We start from the raw sequence: 20,279 nt of genomic DNA on the forward strand, positions 1-20,279 counted from the left end.
CTCCCCTCAGGCGCGGCCAGCGTACGGGGCCACGGTCTGCTCGATGCTGCCGAAGATGCTGGCACCGGCCGCGTCGCGCATCTCGATGCGCACCGTGTCGCCGAACTTCAGGTACGCCGTCTTCGGCGCGCCGTGTTCGATGGTTTCATACATGCGCACTTCGGCCAGGCAGCAATAGCCGACGCCGCCGTTCCCGATGCTGGAGCCAAACAGGTTGCCCTGCTTGTTCGACACGGTGCCGGAACCGACGATGCTGCCGGCGCCCAGTTCGCGCGTCTTCGCCGCATGCGCCACCAGCTGGGCAAAGTTGAAGGTCATGTCTTCGCCCGCATTCGGCTTGCCGAACGGCTTGTCGTTCAGGTCCACCAGCAGCGGCAAATGCAGCTTGCTGTCCGCCCAGTCGGCACCCAGTTCATCGGGCGTGACGGCGACGGGCGAAAACGCGCTGGCCGCCTTCGACTGGAAGAAACCGAAACCCTTGGCCAGTTCGCCCGGAATCAGGTTGCGCAGCGAGACGTCGTTGACCAGCATGACCAGGCGGATCGCCTTCGCCGCGTCGTCCACGCCGGCGCCCATGGCCACGTCGCCCGTGATGACCGCCACTTCCGCTTCCAGGTCGATGCCCCACTCTTCGGACAGGGCGAAGATCGGGTCGCGCGGACCGATAAAGCTGTCCGAGCCGCCCTGGTACATCAGCGGGTCCGTGTAGAACGAAGCCGGCACTTCCGCGTTGCGCGCCTTGCGCACCAGTTCCACGTGGTTGATATAGGCGGAACCGTCGGCCCACTGGTAGGCGCGCGGCAGCGGCGAGTGGCATAGCGCCGCGTCAAAGGGCTGGGCGTCCGGCGCCCGGCCCGCATTCAGGTCGGCATACGCCTGCTCCAGTTTCGGCACGATGGCGTCCCAGTTGTCGAGCGCTGCCTGCAGGGTGGGCGCGATGGCGGCCACGCGCTGGTACTGGCGCAGATCGCGGCTGACGAGGATCAGGGTGCCGTCGCGGCTGCCGTTTTTCAGGGTTGCGAGTTTCATGGTGTTCCTTGTTCTGTGTATTTCAGAGAGTGTCGGTCTGCAATATTCAATCTACTGCGCTCAGGCTTCTGCCGGCGCGTGCATCCAGGCGGCGTGTTTCGGCGCGCGGCGCGTCTGCGACCATTCTTCCAGCATTTCCCATTTGACGGCGTCCAGTTTGGCCATCATTTCAGGCGTGCCCACGTTGGCCGCCAGCTCGAGGCGGTGGCCGTTGGGGTCGAAGAAATAGATCGACTGGAAGATGGCGTGATTCACGGGACCGAGCACCTCGATGCCGCCGGCCACCAGCCGCTCCTTGGCGGCCAGCAGTTCGTCCATGCTGCCCACTTCCAGCGCCAGGTGCTGCACCCAGGCCGGGGTATTGCGGTCGCGGTCCATCGGCGGCTGCGTCGGCAGCTCGAAGAAGGCCAGCACATTGCCCTGGCCCGCGTCGAGGAAGACGTGCATGTACGGATCCGGCGCTTTGGTCGATGGCACCAGGTCTTCGGCGATGGCGAGGACGAAATTCATGTTCAAATGCTTGACGTACCACTCGACGGTTTTCTTCGCGTCGATGCAGCGGTAGGCGACGTGGTGGATTTGCTTGATCTTCATGTGCTTGTCTCCAATGGATGGCGCCCTGGGCGCAATGGCTGGCCTGTTTTTCAGCTTTTCACCATTAGAATCGAGTTCCAGCTATCATACAAACAATTTTTAACCATTGATTTATCGGATTATCTTATGAGTCCCAGCCTGCGACAGATGCGCGCCTTCGTGGCACTGGCCAAGACCGGCAGTTTTACCCTGGCCGCCGAATACCTGCACGTGACGCAGTCCGCCTTGAGCGGCTTGATCAAGGAACTGGAAAGCGTGCTGGGCGTGCGCGTGGTCGAGCGCAGCACGCGCAAGACGCAGCTGTCCGAAATCGGCCGCGAACTGTATCCGCTGTTTGAAAAGATGATCGAAGACCTCGATGGCGCCATGGCTGGCATCGCCCAGCGCAAGGCCCTGAAGACGGGCCTGGTGCGCATCGCCGCGCCGCAGATGATGGCGTGCACCCTGCTGCCGGAAGTGATCGCCGCCTACCGCCAGGCGCACCCGGACGTGCAGCTGCGCCTCGTCGACTGCCCCGTGGAAAACGTGTCGGCGCGCGTCTTCAGCGGCGAAGTCGATTTCGGCATCGGTCCCGAACGCGATCCGACGGCGGAAATCGCCGCGCAAGTGCTGTTCGAAATGCCCTTCGTGCTGGTCTACCCCGAGCAGCATCCGCTGCGGCAAAAGGAGAGGGTCACCTGGGCCGACGTGGGCGACTACCCGTTCATTTCGCTGCAGGGGCAATTTACGGAACGCCTGCTGCGCGACATGCACGGCGCGTTTCGCGAACTGTCGCTCAATCCCTATAACGAAGTGACGTTCATGACGACGGCGCTGGCCATGGTCAGCGCCAACCTGGGCATCACGGTCTGCCTGCCGTACGCGGAACCGATGGTCAAACTATATAATTTGCACATGCGCGCCCTGCACGAGCCGGAACTGACGCGGCGCTTTTTCGTGTACACGAAGACGGGACGTTCGCTGTCGCCGGCGGCCGAAAGCTTCATGGCCTTCCTGTTCCAGTTCGTCGAGACGCACGAATGGAACGTGGGGGCGAACGGCGGCGCAGCACGCGTGGCCTTGCCTGCGGACGGTTCGGCCGCCGCCCCTTTATAATGGCGCATCACTCCATACCGCCCGCACCATGACCCAAGCTGCCCTGAACGAGCTGTCGTCCATCGACGCCGCCACCATCGCCATCAACCAGCGCATGAACAAATTCGACGGCCACGCACAGGTCTGGCTGTTCGGCTATGGCTCGCTGATCTACAAGGCCGATTTCCCCTACATCGAGCGCCGCCCGGCCAGCATCGCCGGCTGGACGCGGCGCTTCTGGCAAGGTTCGCACGACCACCGGGGCACGCCGATGGCGCCAGGCCGGGTCGCCACCATCGTGCCGCAGGCAGGCGCCGTGTGCGACGGCATGGCCTATCTGATCACGCCCGAAGTCTTCGCCCATCTCGACCACCGCGAAAAGAACGGCTACCTGCGCCTGGCCACCGAGATCACCTTCAACGATGGCAGCAAGGCCGAAGGCCTGGTGTACATCGCCAACGAGGAAAACGCCGCCTTCCTTGGTGCCGCCCCGGAACTGGACATCGCGCGCCAGATCGCCCGTTCAAACGGCCCCAGCGGCCCGAACAGCGAATACCTGCTGCACCTGGCCAGCGCCCTGCGCGAACTGGGCAAGAGCGATCCCCATGTCTTTGCCATCGAACAACATCTGGCACAGATGCAGACACAGACACAGGATAACGCGACAGGATAGTGTCCCAACATAGCACCGCACGGCAGCACCGCGGCACCCTCCGGTGTCCGGGCAAGACCCTGCCTCAAGATGCCCGGACGATGGCGCGCCGCTCCCGGCGACCTGCGGCAATCCCCCGGCCGCAGGTCAGCGTCGCCCGCCTTTCAGCTCATGAGCGCGCCCCAGCATTCTCAGCGGCGAGAATGACTTAACCTAAAACAAATCCAGCTGCCCCGCATTGCCATTTTTTACTTTCGCGCCCAGCGGCGGCACCACCAGCGGGCGGCGGAACTGCGTGCAATCGAGCTGCTTGAAGCGGCCGCCCTTCCCATGCAAGCCCAGCCGGTGTACGGCTTTTTCAAAGCGTTGGCGGATGAGGTCGGCCCATACGCCTTCGCCCCGCATGCGCGTGCCGAACGCGCTGTCGTAATCCTTGCCGCCGCGCATTTCGCGCACCCGGTTCATCACGCGCTGGGCCCGTTCGGGGAAGTGTGCTTCCAGCCATTGCTGGAACAGGGGGCTCACTTCCCACGGCAGACGCAGCACCACATAATGAGCGTGGATGGCGCCCGCGTCGCACACGGCTTCGAGCAACTGCTCGATTTCCGGTTCCGTCACGAACGGAATGATGGGCGCGATGCTCACGCCCACGGGGATGCCCGCCTCCGTCAGGGTGCGGATCGTGCGCAAGCGTCGCGCCGGGGCGGCAGCGCGCGGTTCCAGGGTGCGCGCGATGGCCGGGTCGAGCGTGGTGACAGTGACGGCCACGGCCGCCAGGCGCCTGGCCGCCATGGGAGCCAGAATGTCGATATCACGCTCGATCAGCGACGATTTCGTGATCAGCGCCACGGGGTGGTCGCATTCGTGCAGCACTTCCAGCACCCGCCGCGTCAACTGCCGTTCGCGTTCGCACGGCTGATACGCATCCGTGTTCACGCCCAGGGCGATCGGTTCGGGCACATAGGAGGGCTTGGCCAGTTCGCGGCGCAAGAGTTCGGGGGCGTTCACCTTGGCGTAGATGCGGCTTTCGAAGTCCAGGCCCGGCGATAACCCCAGATAACTGTGCGTGGGGCGGGCAAAGCAATAGATGCAGCCATGTTCGCAGCCCCGGTATGGATTCAGCGAGACATTGAACGGCAAATCGGGCGAAGCATTGCGCGTGAGGATGGTGCGCGCCTGCTCGTCGCTGACCTGCGTCTTCCAGCCCGGCACCGCCGCCTCTCCAGCCTCCTCATCCAGGCCTCCCACGCTCCAGCCGTCATCGAAACCGGCGCGCGCGTGCACCTCGTAGCGCCCTTGCAGGTTCGAGACTGCACCGCGCCCCTTCTGGGCTTTCAGCGATTGCGGCGGCAACATGGCTTGCCCGGCGAAGCTGTCATCGTGCTCTGGAATGATTGCTTTCATGAACGGCCCCATCAACTGTATATATGTACAGTATACTATGCCGCTGTACGGACAAGATCAAGGGCTGGCGTAATGCCGTTTCACGCTTTTTCACCATGCGGCATGACATAACTCAACTGCTGCGCGACAAAACCGTCAAATGCCGCGATCAGGGGAACGAAGCGGGCCGCGTCCTGCTCCAACTGCATGAGGGCATAACACGTCGCTTCCAGGGTCGATAGCTGGTCTGGCGCGTGCGCCTTGCGGATCAGGTAATGGGAAGCGGGCGTACCGCGCAGGGGCAGGCGCGGCAGCTGTTGCAACGGGGGATTCAGATACAGCATCTTGCGGCTCTTGCGCCAGGTAGCGTCCAGCACCACCAGCCGCAACCGGGCCGAGAATCGGGCCGGATCGAGCAAGATGGCGGGGTCGAGCGCTGGCGGCGGCGCGATGCCCAGCGAACGGTCGCCGGGCGTCTCCGGATACAGCAGCACATTGTGCTTGTCTGCCAGCAATTCGGCGAGCGTATCCGGGGCAAACTGCTCGCCCGTCAACATGCGGCTGTTGGGCAAGCTCAGGTGCAGCAAGCGGGCGCTGCCCTTGGCATTGTGAACTTCCAGCGGATGCTGCAGGATCAGCACTTCCACCGCGTGGGAAACGGGGGCGATCCAGCGGCAGATGCAGCTGGATGCGGCGCGCAGGCAGGCTGGGCAGCGCGCCCGTTTGGCGGGTTCCGCCAGGGAAGACGAGGCAGCGGCAGGGCTGGAGATAGCGCTGGAAATCAGGCTGGAGGTACGGCGGGTAGTCATGGCGGAGCGCGTTCGCGGCTGTCTTCAAGCCGCGATTGTAGCGCCCACGCCATGCCAAGGGGAATCTGCGCTTAAAACTCTTCCCATTCGTCGGCGCCCGACGCCACCGGCGCCTTCGGCACGGGTGCGCGCGCAGCTTCCGCTTGCGCCGCCTTGCCCGGCGCGGGCGCGGCTACGGTGGTTGCCGCCGGCGCGCGGTGCCTGGCAGGCTGGATGGCGGGCCGTATTGCAGGTCGAGTGACAGGTTTTCCTGGCGCAGACGCTGTCACGGACGGACCGGCACTGGCCGAAACATAGTGCTGCGTTGCATCGAGCTTGAACAGGCCCACCACGTCAGCCAGCTTGGCCGCCTGTTCCTGCATGGATTCGGCCGCCGCGGCCGCTTCTTCCACCAGCGCCGCGTTTTGCTGCGTCACCTGGTCCATCTGGCCGATGGCCTGGTTGACCTGTTCGATGCCGGCGCGCTGTTCATCGCTGGCGTCGGTGATCTGGTTCATGATCTGCGTCACATGGCTGATGCTTTGCACGATCTCGTCCATGGTACGGCCCGCCTTGTCCACCAGTTGCGAACCGGCTTCGACTTTTTGCACGGAATCGTCGATCAAGCCCTTGATTTCCTTGGCCGCCGCACTGGAGCGTTGCGCCAGGTTGCGCACCTCGGATGCCACGACGGCAAAACCACGGCCCTGCTCGCCAGCCCTGGCCGCTTCCACGGCCGCGTTCAGGGCCAGGATATTCGTCTGGAAAGCAATGGCGTCGATGACGCTGATGATGTCGACAATCTTGCGCGAGGAATCGTTGATCGAGCCCATGGTGCTGACCACTTCCGACACCACCACGCCACCCTTGCTGGCGATCTGCGAGGCGTCGATGGCCAGCTGGTTGGCGCTGCGCGCATTGTCCGCGTTGAGCTTCACGGTGGAAGTCAGTTCTTCCATGGAAGACGCCGTCTCTTCCAGCGAACTGGCCTGTTCTTCCGTGCGCGACGACAAGTCCAGGTTGCCGGCGGCAATTTCGCTCGACGCCGTGCTGATCGATTCGGTGCCGGCGCGCACCTGGCCCACGATACTGACCAGTTTGTCGTTCATGTTTTTCAGCGCATGCATCAATTGCCCTGTCTCATCGCGGCTTTCCACGACGATATGGCTGGTCAGATCGCCGGCGGAAACAGCTTCCGCCACCTCGACGGCTCGCGTGATGGGGCGCGTGATCGAGCGCGTGATCCAGTATGCGCAGGCGATGCCCAGCAAGATGGCCACCACGCCCAGCGAGATCAGCAGCAGACGGCCGTTTTCGTAGCGCGAACGGATTTGCGCGGCCGTTTCATCGAGCAATTTGGCTTCCAGCAATTCCAGCTTCTTCAGCGACGCCAGGTAGATGTCGCGCTTGACAGCCATGTCGCCTTCGTACAGGCGCTTGCCCAGTTCCAAGTCGCCCGCATTCTTGGCCTTGAACACATTCTTGCGCACTTCCGTGTAGGCCTTGCGCGTGCTCAACACTTCCTGGTACAGCGCCTGCTCGTCCGCGCTCAGTTCGCTCTTGCCGATATCGTTCTGGATTTCCGTGGCGCGGGCAGACGAGACCGCCATTTCCTGTTCAAACTGCTTCTGGTGTTCGGGGTCGCTGACTTTCCAGGCGGCCGCCGTGCGCGCCGCATTGACCTCGATGACCTTGGTCCATTCACCGATCAGGCGCTCATTGCGCACCTTGACGTTGACGAGCGCATCGGTTTCCTTGCTGGCGCTTTGCATCTGCACGATGCCCACCACGGTCAGGCTGGTCAACAGGAGCAGGACGGCGGCAAAACCGCCACCGAGACGTACGCCGATTTTGAGGTTTTTCATTGCGTGATTCCTATCTGAAAAAAACGATGCACAGACGCCACGAAACCGACCTACTGCTACGTATCACAATATAGCAGGCATCTGCCGTGCGGCAATCACGAGCGGCGACGCAACGCTACCCGCGTCACCAGAATGGCAGCACGCCGCAGCGCACCACTTTGGAGCAGATTGTGAGTGAATCAGAGTGGTATTGCAAGAAATAACATGCAGAAAAGCAACAACCAGAAGGCGGTATGCCGCCACGAACGGGCGGCAGGCAAGCAAGGTCAGTCTTGCTTCACATAGATCAATTTTGACGTATCGAAACCCAGGCCAGCGGCTTTCTCGATCAGGCGCTGCTGCAAGGCCGGGTCCATGGTGGGCGTGCGCGACAGCAACCAGAAGTAAGACTTGTCGGGGCCGCTGATCATGGAATAGCTGTAATTTTGCTGATCGAGGTCGAAGACGATGTAGGAACCATAGAAGGGACCAAAAAACGACACTTTCAGGTAAGCCTCGTCTTTCTTGTCGACGAAATACGCCTTGCCTTCCGCCTCCTTCCACTTCGCGTCCGCGTCCTTGTAACCACGGTTGAGCACTTTCAGGCCGCCATCCTGGCGCAGGCTGTAGTCGGCCGTCACGTGGCTCAGGCCCCGTTCGAACGAATGGTCGAGGCGCGCGATCTCATACCATTTCCCCAGATAGCGGGTCGTGTCGAAGTTATTGACGGGATGAATATTCTCGGGCCGGCCCACGCAGCCGGCCAGCACGAGCACACATAGCAATAATATTCTTTTCATATTTTTCTCCATCGGGTTGAATCAGTCAGGGCAGCAGCGCGTGGTCGACGATGCGGCGGATCGCGCCATTGTTCTGCATGCGCACGATGGCGGCATTGAATTGTTCGATAAAATCATCGCGATACGGGTAGGCGGCAGGCCGGCGCACCGTAAAGCCCAGGTGGCCTTGCTGGCTGGCCAGCTGCGCCGTTTCCTGTATCGCCTGCATCGGCGTGCCCGGCGGACCCTCGCGCCGGATGCGCTGCAATTCCCACTGCGCCGACAGACGGTCGCTGACATAGCAATCGATGCGCCCGCGCATCAGCTTGAGCAGATTCGTGCGCGTGCCCTTGGCCGTATCGAACACGATGTTGGCCGCTTGCACGGCAGCCGTCAGCTTCGCATCGCCCAGCAAAAAACCCGCGTTCACGCCGATGTGCAGGCCGCCGTAATCGGCGGGCCACTGCCGCAGCGTGCGTTTGGCCAGCACGTCCTGATTGCACAGCACCACCAGCTGCTCCATCAGCAGCGGCACGGAATAGCGCACATATGGCCGCTCGCTGCGCCACGAATACGGCGGATACAGGGCAAATGCCTCGCCCGTCTGCAGCATCAGCACGCCCCGTTTCCAGGGCACGGGGCGCAGCTGCACCGCATACTGCGGCATCGATTGCACGGCTACACGCACGATCTCCGTGTAAATGCCTTTCATCTGGCCATGTTCAACATAGGAGTACGGCGGATAATCATCGTCGCCATAAATCACCAGCGGCACCGCAGCTCCGGCCCGCGCGCTGGCAGCGATGAACAGGCATAGCGCGGCAGGAAAAAAGAGCATTCTGAACATGCCCGAAGAGTAGCATGGAAGGGGCAAACGCCATCATCCGTTTGCACTGTTCGTGCCCAGCATGTCGTCGAGCTGCGCCAGGGTGGCGGAGTCCTTCACGACGGCGCGCAGCCACAGGTGCAGCGGCAGCTCGCCCCAGCTGGCGGCCTTGTCCGCCAGGTAGGCGACGGGGCTGTGCGGCTCCGTGCGGCGGAAGAAATCGGCGACCTGACGCAGCTGGGCCAGCGCTTGCTGGCGCTGCACGATGGCGCCCCCGCTGCCGCCAGCGCCCTGGCCAGCGGAGGGCGGCGCGCCGGCAAGATCAGCACCTGGCGACAGCGGCGCGATGAAGTGAATGACGTTTTCCAGCGCTTCGCGCGCGACGCGAAAACTCGGGCCATCAGCGCCAAAACGTGCATCGACGCTGCGCTCGAACGCCAGCAGCGACTGCATGCAGTACTGCGCATCGACCAGCAAGCCGTCGGAAAAGGCGCGCGTATTTCTTTGCCGCGCCGCCTCCATCTGCGCCAGGGTCGCCCCTTCGTCGTGCCGCGTATCGCCCCAGCCCTGATCCGCTGCGCCCTGCGCCAGGCTGGCGGCCGCGCGCTGGCGCGCCGCATCGAAATCCTGCGATGAAAACAGGCCATCTGCGCCTTCGGTCAGCGGGATCTCGCGCAGCAGCTGCGGCGTGCGTGACAGCAGCCAGAAGACATTGCCGATGCGCTGTTCCTGGTCGCCCTCTTCCGCCAGCGGGTACAGGCCATCCCAGTAACGCTCGCACAGGCCGGCCAGCAGCGCATAGCCATCGCCCAGGCCACGGAAGTGGCGCGTCTTCGCATGCGCCTCGGCCAGCCACACGGCCACGCGCAAATCCTTGCTGCGCGCCACGATCAGCTGTTCGCAGCGCGTCGCCACGAAAGGCCAGTCGGCTTCCTTCAGCGCCGTCACCCACTCGCCCTGGTCCAGGGTGGGATCATCGTGCTGGCGCGCGCGCGCGATGGCGTCGAGCTCCTGGCTGAAGGTGAGGTCTTCGCCGCATTGACTGACGGCGCTGACGGGGTGCAGCAATTGCTCCAGATTGAACATGGCGCTCTCCGGAAGATGGATTATCGGATCGTGTACTTGAACTGTCCCTGCTTATTCGCGCTGACGCGTATCGACGCCACCGGCTCGCCGTCTGCCATGCGCGCCAGCACCGCTTCGGCGATCGCCGGCAGCAAGCTGCCGTTGAGGATCTGGTCGACATTGCGCGCGCCCGAATCGACCTCGGTGCAGCGCGCCAGCACGGCGTCGACCAGGCCCGCGTCATGGCTGAACTGCGCCTGGTGGTTGCGCGCGATGCGCGCGCCTATCCGCGCCAGCTTCAGCACGATGATCTCGGCCAGCACCGCGTCGCTCAGGGGATAGAACGGCAGCACCTTCAGGCGCCCCAGCAAGGCCGGCTTGAAGTGCGCCACCAGTTGCGGGCGCACCAGTTCTTCCAGCGCGGCCGGCGTGGGCAAGTCCTGCGCCACCCGGTTCAGGCAGGCGGCCATCATGGCGCCCGAACCCAGGTTCGAGGTGGCAATGATGATGGTGTTGCGAAAATCGACTTCGCGCCCTTCCGCATCATCGAGCACGCCCTTGTCGAACACCTGGAAGAACAGTTCCAGCACGTCGGGATGGGCCTTTTCCGCTTCATCGAGCAGCACCACGCTGTAGGGCTGGCGCCGCACGGCTTCCGTCAGCACGCCGCCTTCGCCATAGCCGACATAGCCGGGCGGCGAGCCTTTCAGGCCGGCCACGCTGTGCGCTTCCTGGTACTCGCTCATGTTGATGCTGATGAGCTTGCGCTCGCCGCCATACAGCAGGTCGGCCAGCGCCAGCGCCGTCTCCGTCTTGCCCGTGCCGGACGGCCCCGTGAACAGGAACACGGCTTGCGGCTTGTTCGGGTCGTCCAGGCTGGCGCGCGCCGTGCGCACGCGCTGCGCCACCGCCTCGATGACGTGGTCCTGCCCCAGCACCCGTTCGCGCAGCGCCCCATCCAGGGTCAGCACCGTGCGGATCTCGTCCTTGAGCATTTTTCCCAGCGGGATGCCGGTCCAGCCGGCGACGATGCCGGCCACCACCTGTGCATCGACTTCCAGCGGCGACAGCGGCGCCTCTCCCTGCAGAACCGCCAGCTCTTCCTTCAGCGCCAGCAGACGCGCCGCGCCGATCTCGCCCGGCCGCTCGCCGCGCAACTGCGCGCGCAATTCGCCGATCTGCGCCACCAGCGCCTTTTCGCGCTCCCAGCGCTGCGCCAGCGCCGCGATCGCCGCCTGCCCCTCGTCATGTTCGCGCCGCAGCTGCGCCAGACGTGCAGCGCCGGCTTTATCGGACACTTCGCCATCGGCCGCCTCGCGGGCCAGGGCGGCGATTTCCGCGCCGACGCGTTCCTGGCGCCGGTGCGCGTTTTCCAGCTGCGCCGGCGTGGCGCGCTGGCCCAGCGCCACCTTGGCACATGCCGTGTCGAGGACGCTGACGGCCTTGTCGGGCAGCTGGCGCCCGCTGATGTAGCGGTGCGACAGGCGCACCGCCTCGACGATGGCGGCGTCGCGCACGCGGATGCCGAAATGGCGCTCCATCAGCGGCGCCATGGCGCGCAGCATGGCGCAGGCGATGTCTTCGCTCGGCTCTTCCACCTTCACCACCTGGAAGCGCCGGGCCAGCGCCGCATCCTTTTCAAAATACTTTTTGTACTCGCTCCAGGTGGTGGCGGCAATCGTGCGCAGGGCGCCGCGCGCCAGCGCCGGTTTCAGCAGATTGGCCGCATCGTTCTGCCCCGCCTGGCCGCCGGCGCCGATCATCGTATGCGCCTCGTCGATGAAGAGGATGACCGGATGCGGGCTTTTCGCCACCTCGTCGATGACATTCTTCAGACGGCTTTCGAATTCCCCCTTCACGCTGGCGCCGGCCTGCAGCAAGCCCATGTCGAGCGCGTGGATGCGCGCGCCCTGCAGCACGTCGGGCACGTCGCCGGCGGCGATGCGCAAGGCCAGGCCTTCCACCACGGCCGTCTTGCCCACCCCCGCCTCGCCCGTGAGAATCGGATTGTTCTGGCGCCGGCGCAGCAGGATATCGACGGCCTGGCGTATCTCCGCCTCGCGGCCGATCACGGGATCGAGCTTGCCGTCGCGCGCCAGCTGCGTCAGGTCGGTGGTGAACTGGTCCAGCGCCGGGGTTTTGCTGGCCAGGGCAGTCAGCGGGTCGCAAGGTGTTTCGGAAGGCTGCGGCACTGCCGCGCTTTCCTGCTCGCCGGAGCCGGCCGTCAGCTTGTCCGGATGATGCTTCAGTTGCTCCACGCTGAAGCGGGCGAACAGCTTCGAGCCGCGGTACGCGAGCTGCGACAGTTCCGGCTCCGTCAGCAGCGCCAGCAAAAGGTGGCGGCTGCGGATGGGCCCCGGCTGCGCCGTGTCCAGCGAGGCGATCAGCCAGGCGTGTTCGAACAGCAGCGGCAAATGGGGAGAGAAGACGGGCGTGCGCGCGCTGCCCGTCCTGAAGCTGCCGATCTCGCGGCGCAGGTCCGCCTCCAGCGCTGTCAGGCTGATTTCGCTGCGCCGCGCAATGGTGACGAAATCGCTGCGCTCCTGTTCCAGCAAGGCCAAAAACAGGTGTTCGATATCGACTTCGTACTGGCCCAGGCCCACGCAGATGGCGGCGGCGCGGGTGGCGGCCGTGCGCGCCGTGTCATTGAATTTGGCGATCAGGGTTTTCAGGTTGTTGCTCATGCGGCGGCTCCCTTGCGGTTGATCGAATAGCGCAGCGACGACGGCTGCAGCACGGCGTCAAAATTGACCGTCTCGCCGCCGGACCTCACGGCCAGGGTGCCGCTGATCACAAAGCCGACCCGGTTGATGGCGCCCGCTTCGCGCTCCAGGCGGGCGCGCACATTGCGCAGGCGCGGCTCGTGGCGTTCGATGGCCGCCTTCAGCGCGGCGCAGATGCGGGCGCGGTCATCGCTGCTGGACAAGCACATGCCGGCGAAATCGATCAGGCCATAGTTGACGATGGATGCCGCGCATTCCGGATAGGCGTCGAGCGCGCCGGGCGGCAGGGCCACGCGCGTGTTGAGCAGCTCTTCCAGGTCGCGCGCCACCGCATCCTTCAATTGTTCCAGCGACAGGCGCACCGCCACGCCGCCCGCCGCACCGCCGTCGCCCATCAGGCGGTCGAACAGGCCAGGTACATAACTGTCCATGCGCTCTCCTGAAAAGTCGGCGCGGCGCGCGGGCGAAGGTGGCCGCCGCGCGCCGCGCACCGTGGATCAAGCCACGCGGTTCGCGGCCAGGTCCCAGCCGCCCGAGGTATTGCCGCCGGCGCCGCCCGTCACTTTTTGCTGCGTGTATTTCCACTTCACTTTCGAGAACTTGAAGCCAACGTGTTCACCGAGGATATCGCCCTCTTCCACGTTCGGCGTCACGGCGCCGATCAGCACATTCTCGATTTCGATTTCAAAATACTTGACGCGCTCGCCCTGGCCATCGGCGCGCATGAATTCGAAGCGCGCCTTGGGGATGGTCTTGCCGGCCGAGCAGGTCTGCAGCAGCACCGGCGAGGCCAGGTCGGCCAGCTTGGAGATGACGATGTCCTTGTGCTCGCAGCGTTCGGCCGTGTGGCCGCCGCCCGTCGATGCGGTGGCGGACTTCGGCTGCGCGACGCTCCAGCTGACCGATTTGCATTCGATCCAGTCCTTGTGCTTGTCATCGGTGGACTCGCCCTTGATGCCGTCTATCTGCAGATATACATCGATTGCCATGGTGTGCTCCTCTGGTTGAAAGATGGGTGGATCAGGAATTGGTCGACTTCGGCAACTCCGCGACCAGTCGGAGCGAAACGGATAACTCATCGAGCTGGAAGTGCGGCCGCAGGAACGACACGGCGCGGTACACGCCGGGCCGGCCCGGCACTTCATGCACCTGCACGGACGCCTCGCGCAGCGGGAACTGCGCCTTCTGTTCCTGGCTGGCGTTATCGTCGAGCAGCACGTACTGCATCAGCCAGCGGTTCAGAAAATCCTCCACGTTGGAGGCAGCGGCAAAGCTGCCGATCTTGTCGCGCATCATGGCCTTCATGTAGTGGGCGATGCGCGAAACGGCAAAGATGTACTGCAATTGGGATGACAGCACCGCGTTCGCGTTGGCCGCATCGCTGTTGTACTTGCGGCTTTTCTGCGCCGACTGCGCGCCAAAAAACGCCGCATACGCCGTGTTCTTGCAGTGCACCAGCGAAATGAAACCCAGGTCCGACAATTCCTTTTCGCGGCGGTCGGTGATCGCCACTTCGGCCGGGCATTTCAGGGCCACGTCGCCCTCGTCCGTCTTGAAGGTGTGAGTCGGCAAGTCGTCCACCAGGCCGCCGCCCTCCACGCCGCGGATGGCGGCGCACCAGCCGTAGTCGGCAAAGGCGCTCGTCAGCTTGCAGCCGAACGCATACGCGGCGTTACACCACAGGTATTTGTGATGGTCGCTGCCATCGACTTCCTCGACAAAGTTAAAACCTTCGACCGTGGTGCCATCGACGGGATTGAACGGCAGGCGGCCCAGGAAGCGGGGCAAGGTCAGGCCGACATAACGCGCATCCTCGGATTCGCGGAAGGCTTTCCATTTCGCGTACTCGATGGTGTCGAACACCTTGGCCAGGTCGCGCGGCTTGCCCAGGTCGCCGTAGCTTTCCAGGCCAAACAGTTCCGGCGCGGCCGAGGCGATGAACGGTGCATGCGCGGCGGCGGCGATGTGCGACATCTGCTCGACAAAATACATGTCTTCCGGCTGGCGCGAGATGGCGAAGTCGCCCAGCAGCGCGGCAAACGGCGCGCCGCCGAAGGTGCCGAATTCCTCTTCATACACCTTCTTGAACATGCTGCTCTGGTCGAACTCCAGCGCGGCCTGGAAATCCTTCACCAGTTCGCGCTTGGTAGCGTTGAACATGCGGATCTGCAGGCGCGTGCCCGTATCGGAATTGCCGACCAGGTAGCGCAGTCCCGTCCAGCTTTGCTCGAGCTGCTGGAAGGGCGCCGCATGCATGATTTCGCTGAGCTGGGCGGAGATCAGGCGGTCGATTTCCGCCACGCGCCCGTCCAGGGTAGCCGACAGGCTGCTGGACATCAGCACCGTGCCATCGAGCACCTGCGCCACCAGCTCCGAGATCAGGTCGCGCGCGCGCGCATGTTCGGCGCCGGACTTGGCGACGCGGCTTTGCTCGACGATCTGGTCCAGCAAATCGGTGGCGGCCGGCGCATCGGATGCGGATACAGCGAGGGATTCTGGGGCTTCTGCCTGGGCGCTCATCTCAATCCTCCTGCGCCGGGAACTGCGGCTTCAGAGTGGCCAGGCTGTCCGTGTTGTTCAGCACTTCCGTCAGCAAGTCTTCCAGCTTGTCGTTGCCGGCCAGCTTGTTGCGCAGGTCGGCCAGCTTGGTGCGCGCCTCGAGCAGCTTGCGCAGGGGCGCCACCTGGCGCACCACCGATTCGGGGCGGAAGTCGTCCATCGAACGGAAATGCAGATCGACGGCGAACGTGCCGCCCGCCTCGCTGAGGCGGTTCGGCACGGCGAAACGCGCCACCGGCGCCACGCCGGCCAGCACTTCGTCGAAGTTGTCGCGGTCGAGGGCGACGAACTTGCGGTCCTTCAGGCGCTTTTTCTCGCTGTCCGGATTGCCGCCAAAGTCGCCCAGCACGCCGACCACGAAGGGCAGCTCCTTGTTTTCAATCGCGTCGCCGATCTCGACGTCATAGGTCATTTGCACGCGCGGCGCGCGTATCTTTTGCAGGCGTTTCTGCACGCTGTCGGACTTGGGCATGTCGCTTCCTTTGCAAGGGGATGGTGGGGATGCTCGCTTATTTCAAGCCGCTGAACGGATCGGCCACGCTTGCCGGCGCTGCCGCGCCCTTCGCCGCCGGTGTGCCGGAGCCGGACATGGCAGCGCGCTTGCCGGCCGCCGGCGGGCGCTTGGCAGGCGGCACCAGCACGTCTTCTCCGATGCTCGCGCGCAGCAGCTTGGCCAGATCCTGCGCTTCCGAGCGCAGCGAGCCATTCAGATTGTTTTGCCGCGACAGGTCGGACAGCGCCTTGCCGGACAAACGCAAGCCGCTGACGGCGACGATGCTGTTGGCGACCTTGTCGTCCGGGTCGCGTTCCAGCGCTTCGAGCGCATGGCCGATAGCGTCGCCGTACTGGCCGCGGTCGAACTTCATTTGCGCCATTTGCAGCCATGGCGCCTTGTCGGCCGGGTAACTGCTGCCGCCGGCCTTGAGCAGGGTCATGGCGCGCTCGTACTGGCCGGCACGCGCGGCCGCATCGGCATCGCTCATCACTTGCGCCAGGGTCGGCGCGGCAGGTTTTTTGGGCGCCGGCTGTTCTGGCGTGGCGCAGGCGGCCAGCAGCAGGGCGCTGGCGAGGCAGGCAATACGGGGCAACATGGTGGCTGGCTTCATCGGGGCATTCCTTCACGTGGAGGACGCTACCGCTGGGAAAGATGGGCGGCGCCTTGGTGGAGGCCATTATTGATCGCCAATTTTTTTGCCAAATTGAGATTAATCAGCAAAGAAGAAGTTCCACATCACAGCCGCGCGCAGCGACATGAATCCTGATCTGGCGCAGTAATTACCTTGTTCGCAGGCGGACTTTGTGCCAACGCAAGCGGGTCGCCCCTGCATGCGCTTAAATGACTGCAACACTTTTATTTCCACCCTTCACCTTGCAAAGATCAGCCATGCCATTTGACGCCCCGCTCCGCCGCCTGGCCCGCGCCACCGCGCCACTGCTGCCGGCCCTTCTGCTGGCCGGTTGTGCGGGCGGTGCCATCGGCACCCTGGCCAACGCGGCGCTGCAAGTGGCCGGCGTGGCCAAGCCGCCAGCGGAACTGCCCGACGCGCAAAAGCCGCCGCGCAATGTCAGCATCCGCCTGCACGCGGCGCAGCGCCTCAACACCGATGCCGAAGGCCGGCCGCTGGCGCTGGTGGCGCGCATCTACAAACTGCGCCAGAGCGCCGCCTTCGAGCAGGCGCCCTACGACAGCTTCCTCGACGCGCAGCGTGAAAAGACCGCGCTGGGCGCCGACCTGATGGAAGTGAAGGAAGTGCTGCTGGTGCCGGGCCAGCGCTACGAAGTGCAGGAAAAAGTCAGCAAGGAGGCATATTTCATCGGCGTGGTAGCCCTGTTCCGCGCGCCTGCGGTACAGCGCTGGCGCGCCACCTTTGTCGCCGCGGACGCGGAACGCGGCGGCATCACCGTCGGCCTGCACGCCTGCGCGCTGAGCGTCAGCGGCATGGCCGCGCTGTCGGCTCCGCGCTGCCAGTAGCACGAACAGAAACGCCACACATTCAAGGAGAAACGAGATGGGCATGGCAGCGAAAATCTTGTGGGGAGAGGGCCTGTTCCTGCGGCCGCAGCATTTCCAGCGCCAGGACCAGTATCACGAAGCGCGCCTGCATCACACGGCCAGCGCGCTGCATCCCTACCTGTGGGGCGTGGCGCACATGGCGTGGGACCTGGCGGCGCTGAAGACGGGCACCTTGCGCCTGCATGCCCTGTCGGCGATCTTCCGCGACGGCGAAGTGTTCGAGTCGCTGGGCGACGGCGCGCCCGGCAGCGATACCCTGCCCCCGCCCGTGGACCTGGAAGCGCTGCCGCCGGCGGTGCAGGAAGTGACGTATTACGCGGCGCTGCCCATCCTCAACCGCGAAGGCATGAATTACACGGCGCAGGCATCGACGGCAGACACGCTGGCGGCCACGCGCTTTGCGCACGCCATGCGCGCCACGCCCGACCTGTTTACGGAGTCCGCCGTGGCCGACGTGGCCTACCTGAAGAAGACCGTGCGGCTGATTCCCGACAGCGAGGCACGTGGTTCCTACGATTGCCTGCCGCTGATCGCCCTGCGGCGCACGGTATCGGGCGGCTTCGAACCCGTGCCCTCGTTCATGGCCCCCAGCCTGGCCATCGCCGGCGCACCGCGCCTGCAGGGCGTGCTGGAACACCTGCTCGACGCCTTGCAGGCGAAGGTGAGCGCGCTGCACGGCCACCACCGCGAACCGAGCCGCAACGTGATCGAGTTCCGCTCCGGCGACGTGTCCTCGTTCTGGCTGCTGCACACGGTCAGCACGGCCGCCGCCGCGCTGATGCACTATGTGCGCCATCCGGCCCTGCATCCGGAGCGCCTGTACGAAGCGCTGCTGGGACTGGCGGGCGGCCTGCTCAGCTACTCCAAGCATTACACCCTGGCCAGCCTGCCCGCCTACGACCACGCGCAACCGGGCGCCTGCTTCGACGCCATCGACGGCATCATCCGCGAACTGCTCGACACCGTCATCTCGTCGAAGTATTTTTCCATCGCCCTGCTCGAGGACCAGCCGTCGTACTACCTGGGCAAGCTCGATTCGGGCAAGATCGACCAGCACACCACCTTGTACCTGGCGATCCGCGCCGCCATGCCCGCCATCGAACTGGTGGACGTGGTGCCGCTGCGCGTGAAAGTGGGCGCGCCCGACGACGTGGAAAAATGCGTGCTCACGGCCATGCCCGGCCTGAAACTGTCGCATGCGCCGCAAGTGCCGGCCGCCATTCCCGTGCGCCCCGACACCTATTATTTTGCGATTGAAAACCGTGGCGTGCCATATGAACAGATGCTCAAGGCACAGTCGATCTCCGTGTACGTGCCGGCCGGCATACGCGACCTGCAGCTGGAACTGATCGCGGTGACGGCATGAGCCAGCTCATCGAACGGCGCGCAGCGCCCTCCCTGCTGGGACAACGCGGTTCCGCCCCAACCGGCAGCAGCCGGCATGCCGGCAGCGCCCTGCTGGACCTGATGCACGAAGGCTTTTATATGCTGTTCATGCTGAAGCACGGTTCGGCACCCGGCGACGAGCAAAGCTTCATGGACCGCATCACGGCCTTCCTCGACGACTTCGAGCGCGAAGCAAAAAAGATCCGCGCCGATGGCGACGATATCGCGGCAGCCAAGTATGCGTTTTGCGCGGCCGTCGATGAAATCATCCTGGCCTCGCCTTTCGCCCTGCGCAAGCAGTGGGAGCGGCGCCCGCTGCAGCTGCTGATCTTTGGCGACCAGCTGGCCGGCGAACACTTTTTCGACCGCCTCGACGCCTTGCGCGGCAAGGGCGCCATGCGCGTGCAGGCGCTGCAGGTCTTCCACATGTGTTTATTGCTGGGATTCCAGGGCAAGTATGCGATCGACGGCGGCGAAAAACTCAGCTACCTGACGGCACGCCTGGGCGACGAGATCGCCCACATCAAGGGCAAGAGCCGTGGCTTCGCGCCGCGCGCGGAACGCCCCGACCAGGTGGTCAACAAGCGCGGCAGCGACGTACCGCTGTGGGCGCTGTCGAGCTTTTTCGCCCTGCTGGCCATCTGCGCCTACCTGGGCCTGAAAACCCATCTGACGCGCGGCACGCAAACGACCCTGGCCGCGTATGCGGACCTGGTCAAGCTGGCGCCGCGCCCGGCGCACCTGACCATCACGCTGCCCTGAACACCTCACAGAACCTACTGTGCGATCCTGAATTCGATGCGCCGGTTCCTCGCCCGGCCATCGGCCGTGGCGTTGCTGGCCACGGGACGGTCCGGTCCCTGGCCCGACACCAGCACCGAATCGGCGGCGACGCCCTTGCTGGCCAGGTAGGCGCGCACGGCTTCGGCGCGCGCCTGGCTCAAGGCCACATTGCTGGCGCGCAGGCCCGTGTCGTCGGTGTGGCCGATCACCTCCACCTTGCGGCCCCGCAGCCTGAGCATGGCGGCCGCCATCTCGTCGAGGATGGCCAGGCCCGCCGGCGTGATAGATGCCTTGCCGCTGTCGAATTCGATGATGCGTTTATCCAGCGCCGCATCGAGCAAGCCCTGCTCCGCCTCCGCCGCCTTGACCCGCAAGCCGTTGTTGACGACGTAGGTGGGATTGAGGCTGGTGGCGATGTCACTGGCGATCTGCTGGCGCTGCGCCTCGTTCGCCACTTCGCCGCGCACGCTGACGTTATTGCCGTCGATACTGATCTGCCCCCGTGAAATCAGCTTCAGGTTCGGCGCGATCAGCTTGTGCACGTAGGCGTTCCAGTTGGCCGGCACGGCCACGCTGCCGATGGCGATCTGGTCGACCACGCGCTCGGCGCCATACAGTTCGCGCAGGCGGGCCAGCACGGCCGCCTTGCCCGCCTCGTCGGCCAGGGTGCCCGTGACAAGAATCTGCCCCGGCATCGGTGTCTGGGGCGCTTGCGCCTGCGCGTGGCAGGGAGCGGCTGCAGCAAGCAGCAGGAGAATGACAGGATATTTCATCGCAATC

General features: G+C 64.6%; 20 protein-coding genes. 5 read left to right on the forward strand and 15 right to left on the reverse strand.

The features are described from left to right. Window positions 1-6 precede the first annotated feature (6 nt). Both U0004_RS21550 and U0004_RS21555 read right to left on the reverse strand, forming a co-directional pair. Window positions 7-1,029: a fumarylacetoacetate hydrolase family protein gene (locus U0004_RS21550; RefSeq protein ID WP_070255688.1), complete on the reverse strand. Its 1,023-nt coding sequence runs from the start codon at window positions 1,027-1,029 to the stop codon at window positions 7-9. Window positions 1,030-1,089: 60 nt separating this feature from the next. Next, a complete protein-coding gene (locus tag U0004_RS21555; protein ID WP_092606169.1) occupies window positions 1,090-1,623 on the reverse strand; it encodes a VOC family protein in 534 nt (177 codons plus the stop codon). A gap of 126 nt (window positions 1,624-1,749) precedes the next feature. Between U0004_RS21555 and U0004_RS21560 the strand changes: the two genes are divergently transcribed. Beyond that, on the forward strand, window positions 1,750-2,718 hold the full coding sequence (locus tag U0004_RS21560) for a LysR family transcriptional regulator (protein WP_070255694.1): 969 nt from the start codon (window positions 1,750-1,752) through the stop codon (window positions 2,716-2,718). A 61-nt stretch (window positions 2,719-2,779) separates the two neighbouring features. Next, on the forward strand, window positions 2,780-3,370 hold the full coding sequence (locus U0004_RS21565; RefSeq protein ID WP_115057640.1) for a gamma-glutamylcyclotransferase: 591 nt from the start codon (window positions 2,780-2,782) through the stop codon (window positions 3,368-3,370). Window positions 3,371-3,562: 192 nt separating this feature from the next. Here U0004_RS21565 and U0004_RS21570 read toward each other — a convergent pair whose 3' ends face one another. The 12 genes from U0004_RS21570 to U0004_RS21625 all read right to left on the reverse strand — a co-directional run bounded on the left by U0004_RS21570 (window position 3,563) and on the right by U0004_RS21625 (window position 16,422). Beyond that, window positions 3,563-4,705: a PA0069 family radical SAM protein gene (locus U0004_RS21570; protein WP_070255815.1), complete on the reverse strand. Its 1,143-nt coding sequence runs from the start codon at window positions 4,703-4,705 to the stop codon at window positions 3,563-3,565. A 128-nt stretch (window positions 4,706-4,833) separates the two neighbouring features. Beyond that, the gene (locus U0004_RS21575; RefSeq protein ID WP_081345585.1) at window positions 4,834-5,541 is read right to left on the reverse strand and encodes a tRNA-uridine aminocarboxypropyltransferase; all 708 of its coding nucleotides are present in this window, start codon (window positions 5,539-5,541) and stop codon (window positions 4,834-4,836) included. A gap of 71 nt (window positions 5,542-5,612) precedes the next feature. Further along, window positions 5,613-7,385, reverse strand: a complete 1,773-nt coding sequence (locus U0004_RS21580) for a methyl-accepting chemotaxis protein (protein WP_070255700.1) — start codon at window positions 7,383-7,385, stop codon at window positions 5,613-5,615. Between the two features lie 266 nt (window positions 7,386-7,651). Beyond that, window positions 7,652-8,164, reverse strand: coding sequence for a lipocalin family protein (locus tag U0004_RS21585; protein ID WP_070255819.1), 513 nt, complete (start codon window positions 8,162-8,164; stop codon window positions 7,652-7,654). 25 nt (window positions 8,165-8,189) lie between these two features. Continuing rightward, window positions 8,190-8,981: a substrate-binding periplasmic protein gene (locus U0004_RS21590; RefSeq protein WP_231958019.1), complete on the reverse strand. Its 792-nt coding sequence runs from the start codon at window positions 8,979-8,981 to the stop codon at window positions 8,190-8,192. Between the two features lie 42 nt (window positions 8,982-9,023). Then, window positions 9,024-10,055, reverse strand: coding sequence for a type VI secretion system protein TssA (tssA, locus tag U0004_RS21595; RefSeq protein ID WP_070255706.1), 1,032 nt, complete (start codon window positions 10,053-10,055; stop codon window positions 9,024-9,026). Window positions 10,056-10,075: 20 nt separating this feature from the next. Further along, window positions 10,076-12,718: a type VI secretion system ATPase TssH gene (gene tssH / locus U0004_RS21600; protein ID WP_070255709.1), complete on the reverse strand. Its 2,643-nt coding sequence runs from the start codon at window positions 12,716-12,718 to the stop codon at window positions 10,076-10,078. Next, window positions 12,715-13,188 carry a type VI secretion system baseplate subunit TssE gene (tssE, locus tag U0004_RS21605; protein ID WP_035820620.1) on the reverse strand — a complete coding sequence of 158 codons (474 nt, stop codon included), beginning with the start codon at window positions 13,186-13,188 and terminating at the stop codon, window positions 12,715-12,717. Before tssE ends, tssH begins: the two co-directional genes overlap by 4 nt. A 66-nt stretch (window positions 13,189-13,254) precedes the next feature. Further along, a complete protein-coding gene (locus tag U0004_RS21610) occupies window positions 13,255-13,746 on the reverse strand; it encodes an Hcp family type VI secretion system effector (RefSeq protein ID WP_034779593.1) in 492 nt (163 codons plus the stop codon). A gap of 31 nt (window positions 13,747-13,777) precedes the next feature. Beyond that, window positions 13,778-15,277, reverse strand: a complete 1,500-nt coding sequence (gene tssC / locus U0004_RS21615; protein WP_070255712.1) for a type VI secretion system contractile sheath large subunit — start codon at window positions 15,275-15,277, stop codon at window positions 13,778-13,780. Between the two features lies 1 nt (window position 15,278). Further along, the gene (tssB, locus tag U0004_RS21620) at window positions 15,279-15,788 is read right to left on the reverse strand and encodes a type VI secretion system contractile sheath small subunit (protein ID WP_070255715.1); all 510 of its coding nucleotides are present in this window, start codon (window positions 15,786-15,788) and stop codon (window positions 15,279-15,281) included. A 37-nt stretch (window positions 15,789-15,825) separates the two neighbouring features. Then, the gene (locus tag U0004_RS21625) at window positions 15,826-16,422 is read right to left on the reverse strand and encodes a tetratricopeptide repeat protein (protein WP_070255718.1); all 597 of its coding nucleotides are present in this window, start codon (window positions 16,420-16,422) and stop codon (window positions 15,826-15,828) included. A 278-nt stretch (window positions 16,423-16,700) separates the two neighbouring features. Between U0004_RS21625 and tssJ the strand changes: the two genes are divergently transcribed. From tssJ to icmH, 3 genes are read left to right on the forward strand one after another with little or no spacing between them, the layout of a single operon-like run. Beyond that, complete coding sequence (gene tssJ / locus U0004_RS21630; protein WP_070255720.1) at window positions 16,701-17,288, forward strand: type VI secretion system lipoprotein TssJ; 588 nt, start codon at window positions 16,701-16,703, stop codon at window positions 17,286-17,288. 37 nt (window positions 17,289-17,325) lie between these two features. Next, complete coding sequence (gene tssK, locus U0004_RS21635) at window positions 17,326-18,696, forward strand: type VI secretion system baseplate subunit TssK (protein WP_070255723.1); 1,371 nt, start codon at window positions 17,326-17,328, stop codon at window positions 18,694-18,696. Beyond that, window positions 18,693-19,478, forward strand: coding sequence for a type IVB secretion system protein IcmH/DotU (gene icmH, locus U0004_RS21640; protein ID WP_070255726.1), 786 nt, complete (start codon window positions 18,693-18,695; stop codon window positions 19,476-19,478). The genes tssK and icmH overlap by 4 nt, the downstream gene beginning before the upstream one ends. Window positions 19,479-19,492: 14 nt before the next feature. Here the strand turns inward: icmH and U0004_RS21645 are convergent, their stop codons facing one another. Further along, the gene (locus U0004_RS21645; RefSeq protein WP_070255729.1) at window positions 19,493-20,272 is read right to left on the reverse strand and encodes an OmpA family protein; all 780 of its coding nucleotides are present in this window, start codon (window positions 20,270-20,272) and stop codon (window positions 19,493-19,495) included. Window positions 20,273-20,279 lie beyond the last annotated feature (7 nt).

The sequence above is a fragment of the Janthinobacterium lividum genome, from assembly GCF_034424625.1.
Classification (GTDB): domain Bacteria; phylum Pseudomonadota; class Gammaproteobacteria; order Burkholderiales; family Burkholderiaceae_D; genus Janthinobacterium; species Janthinobacterium lividum.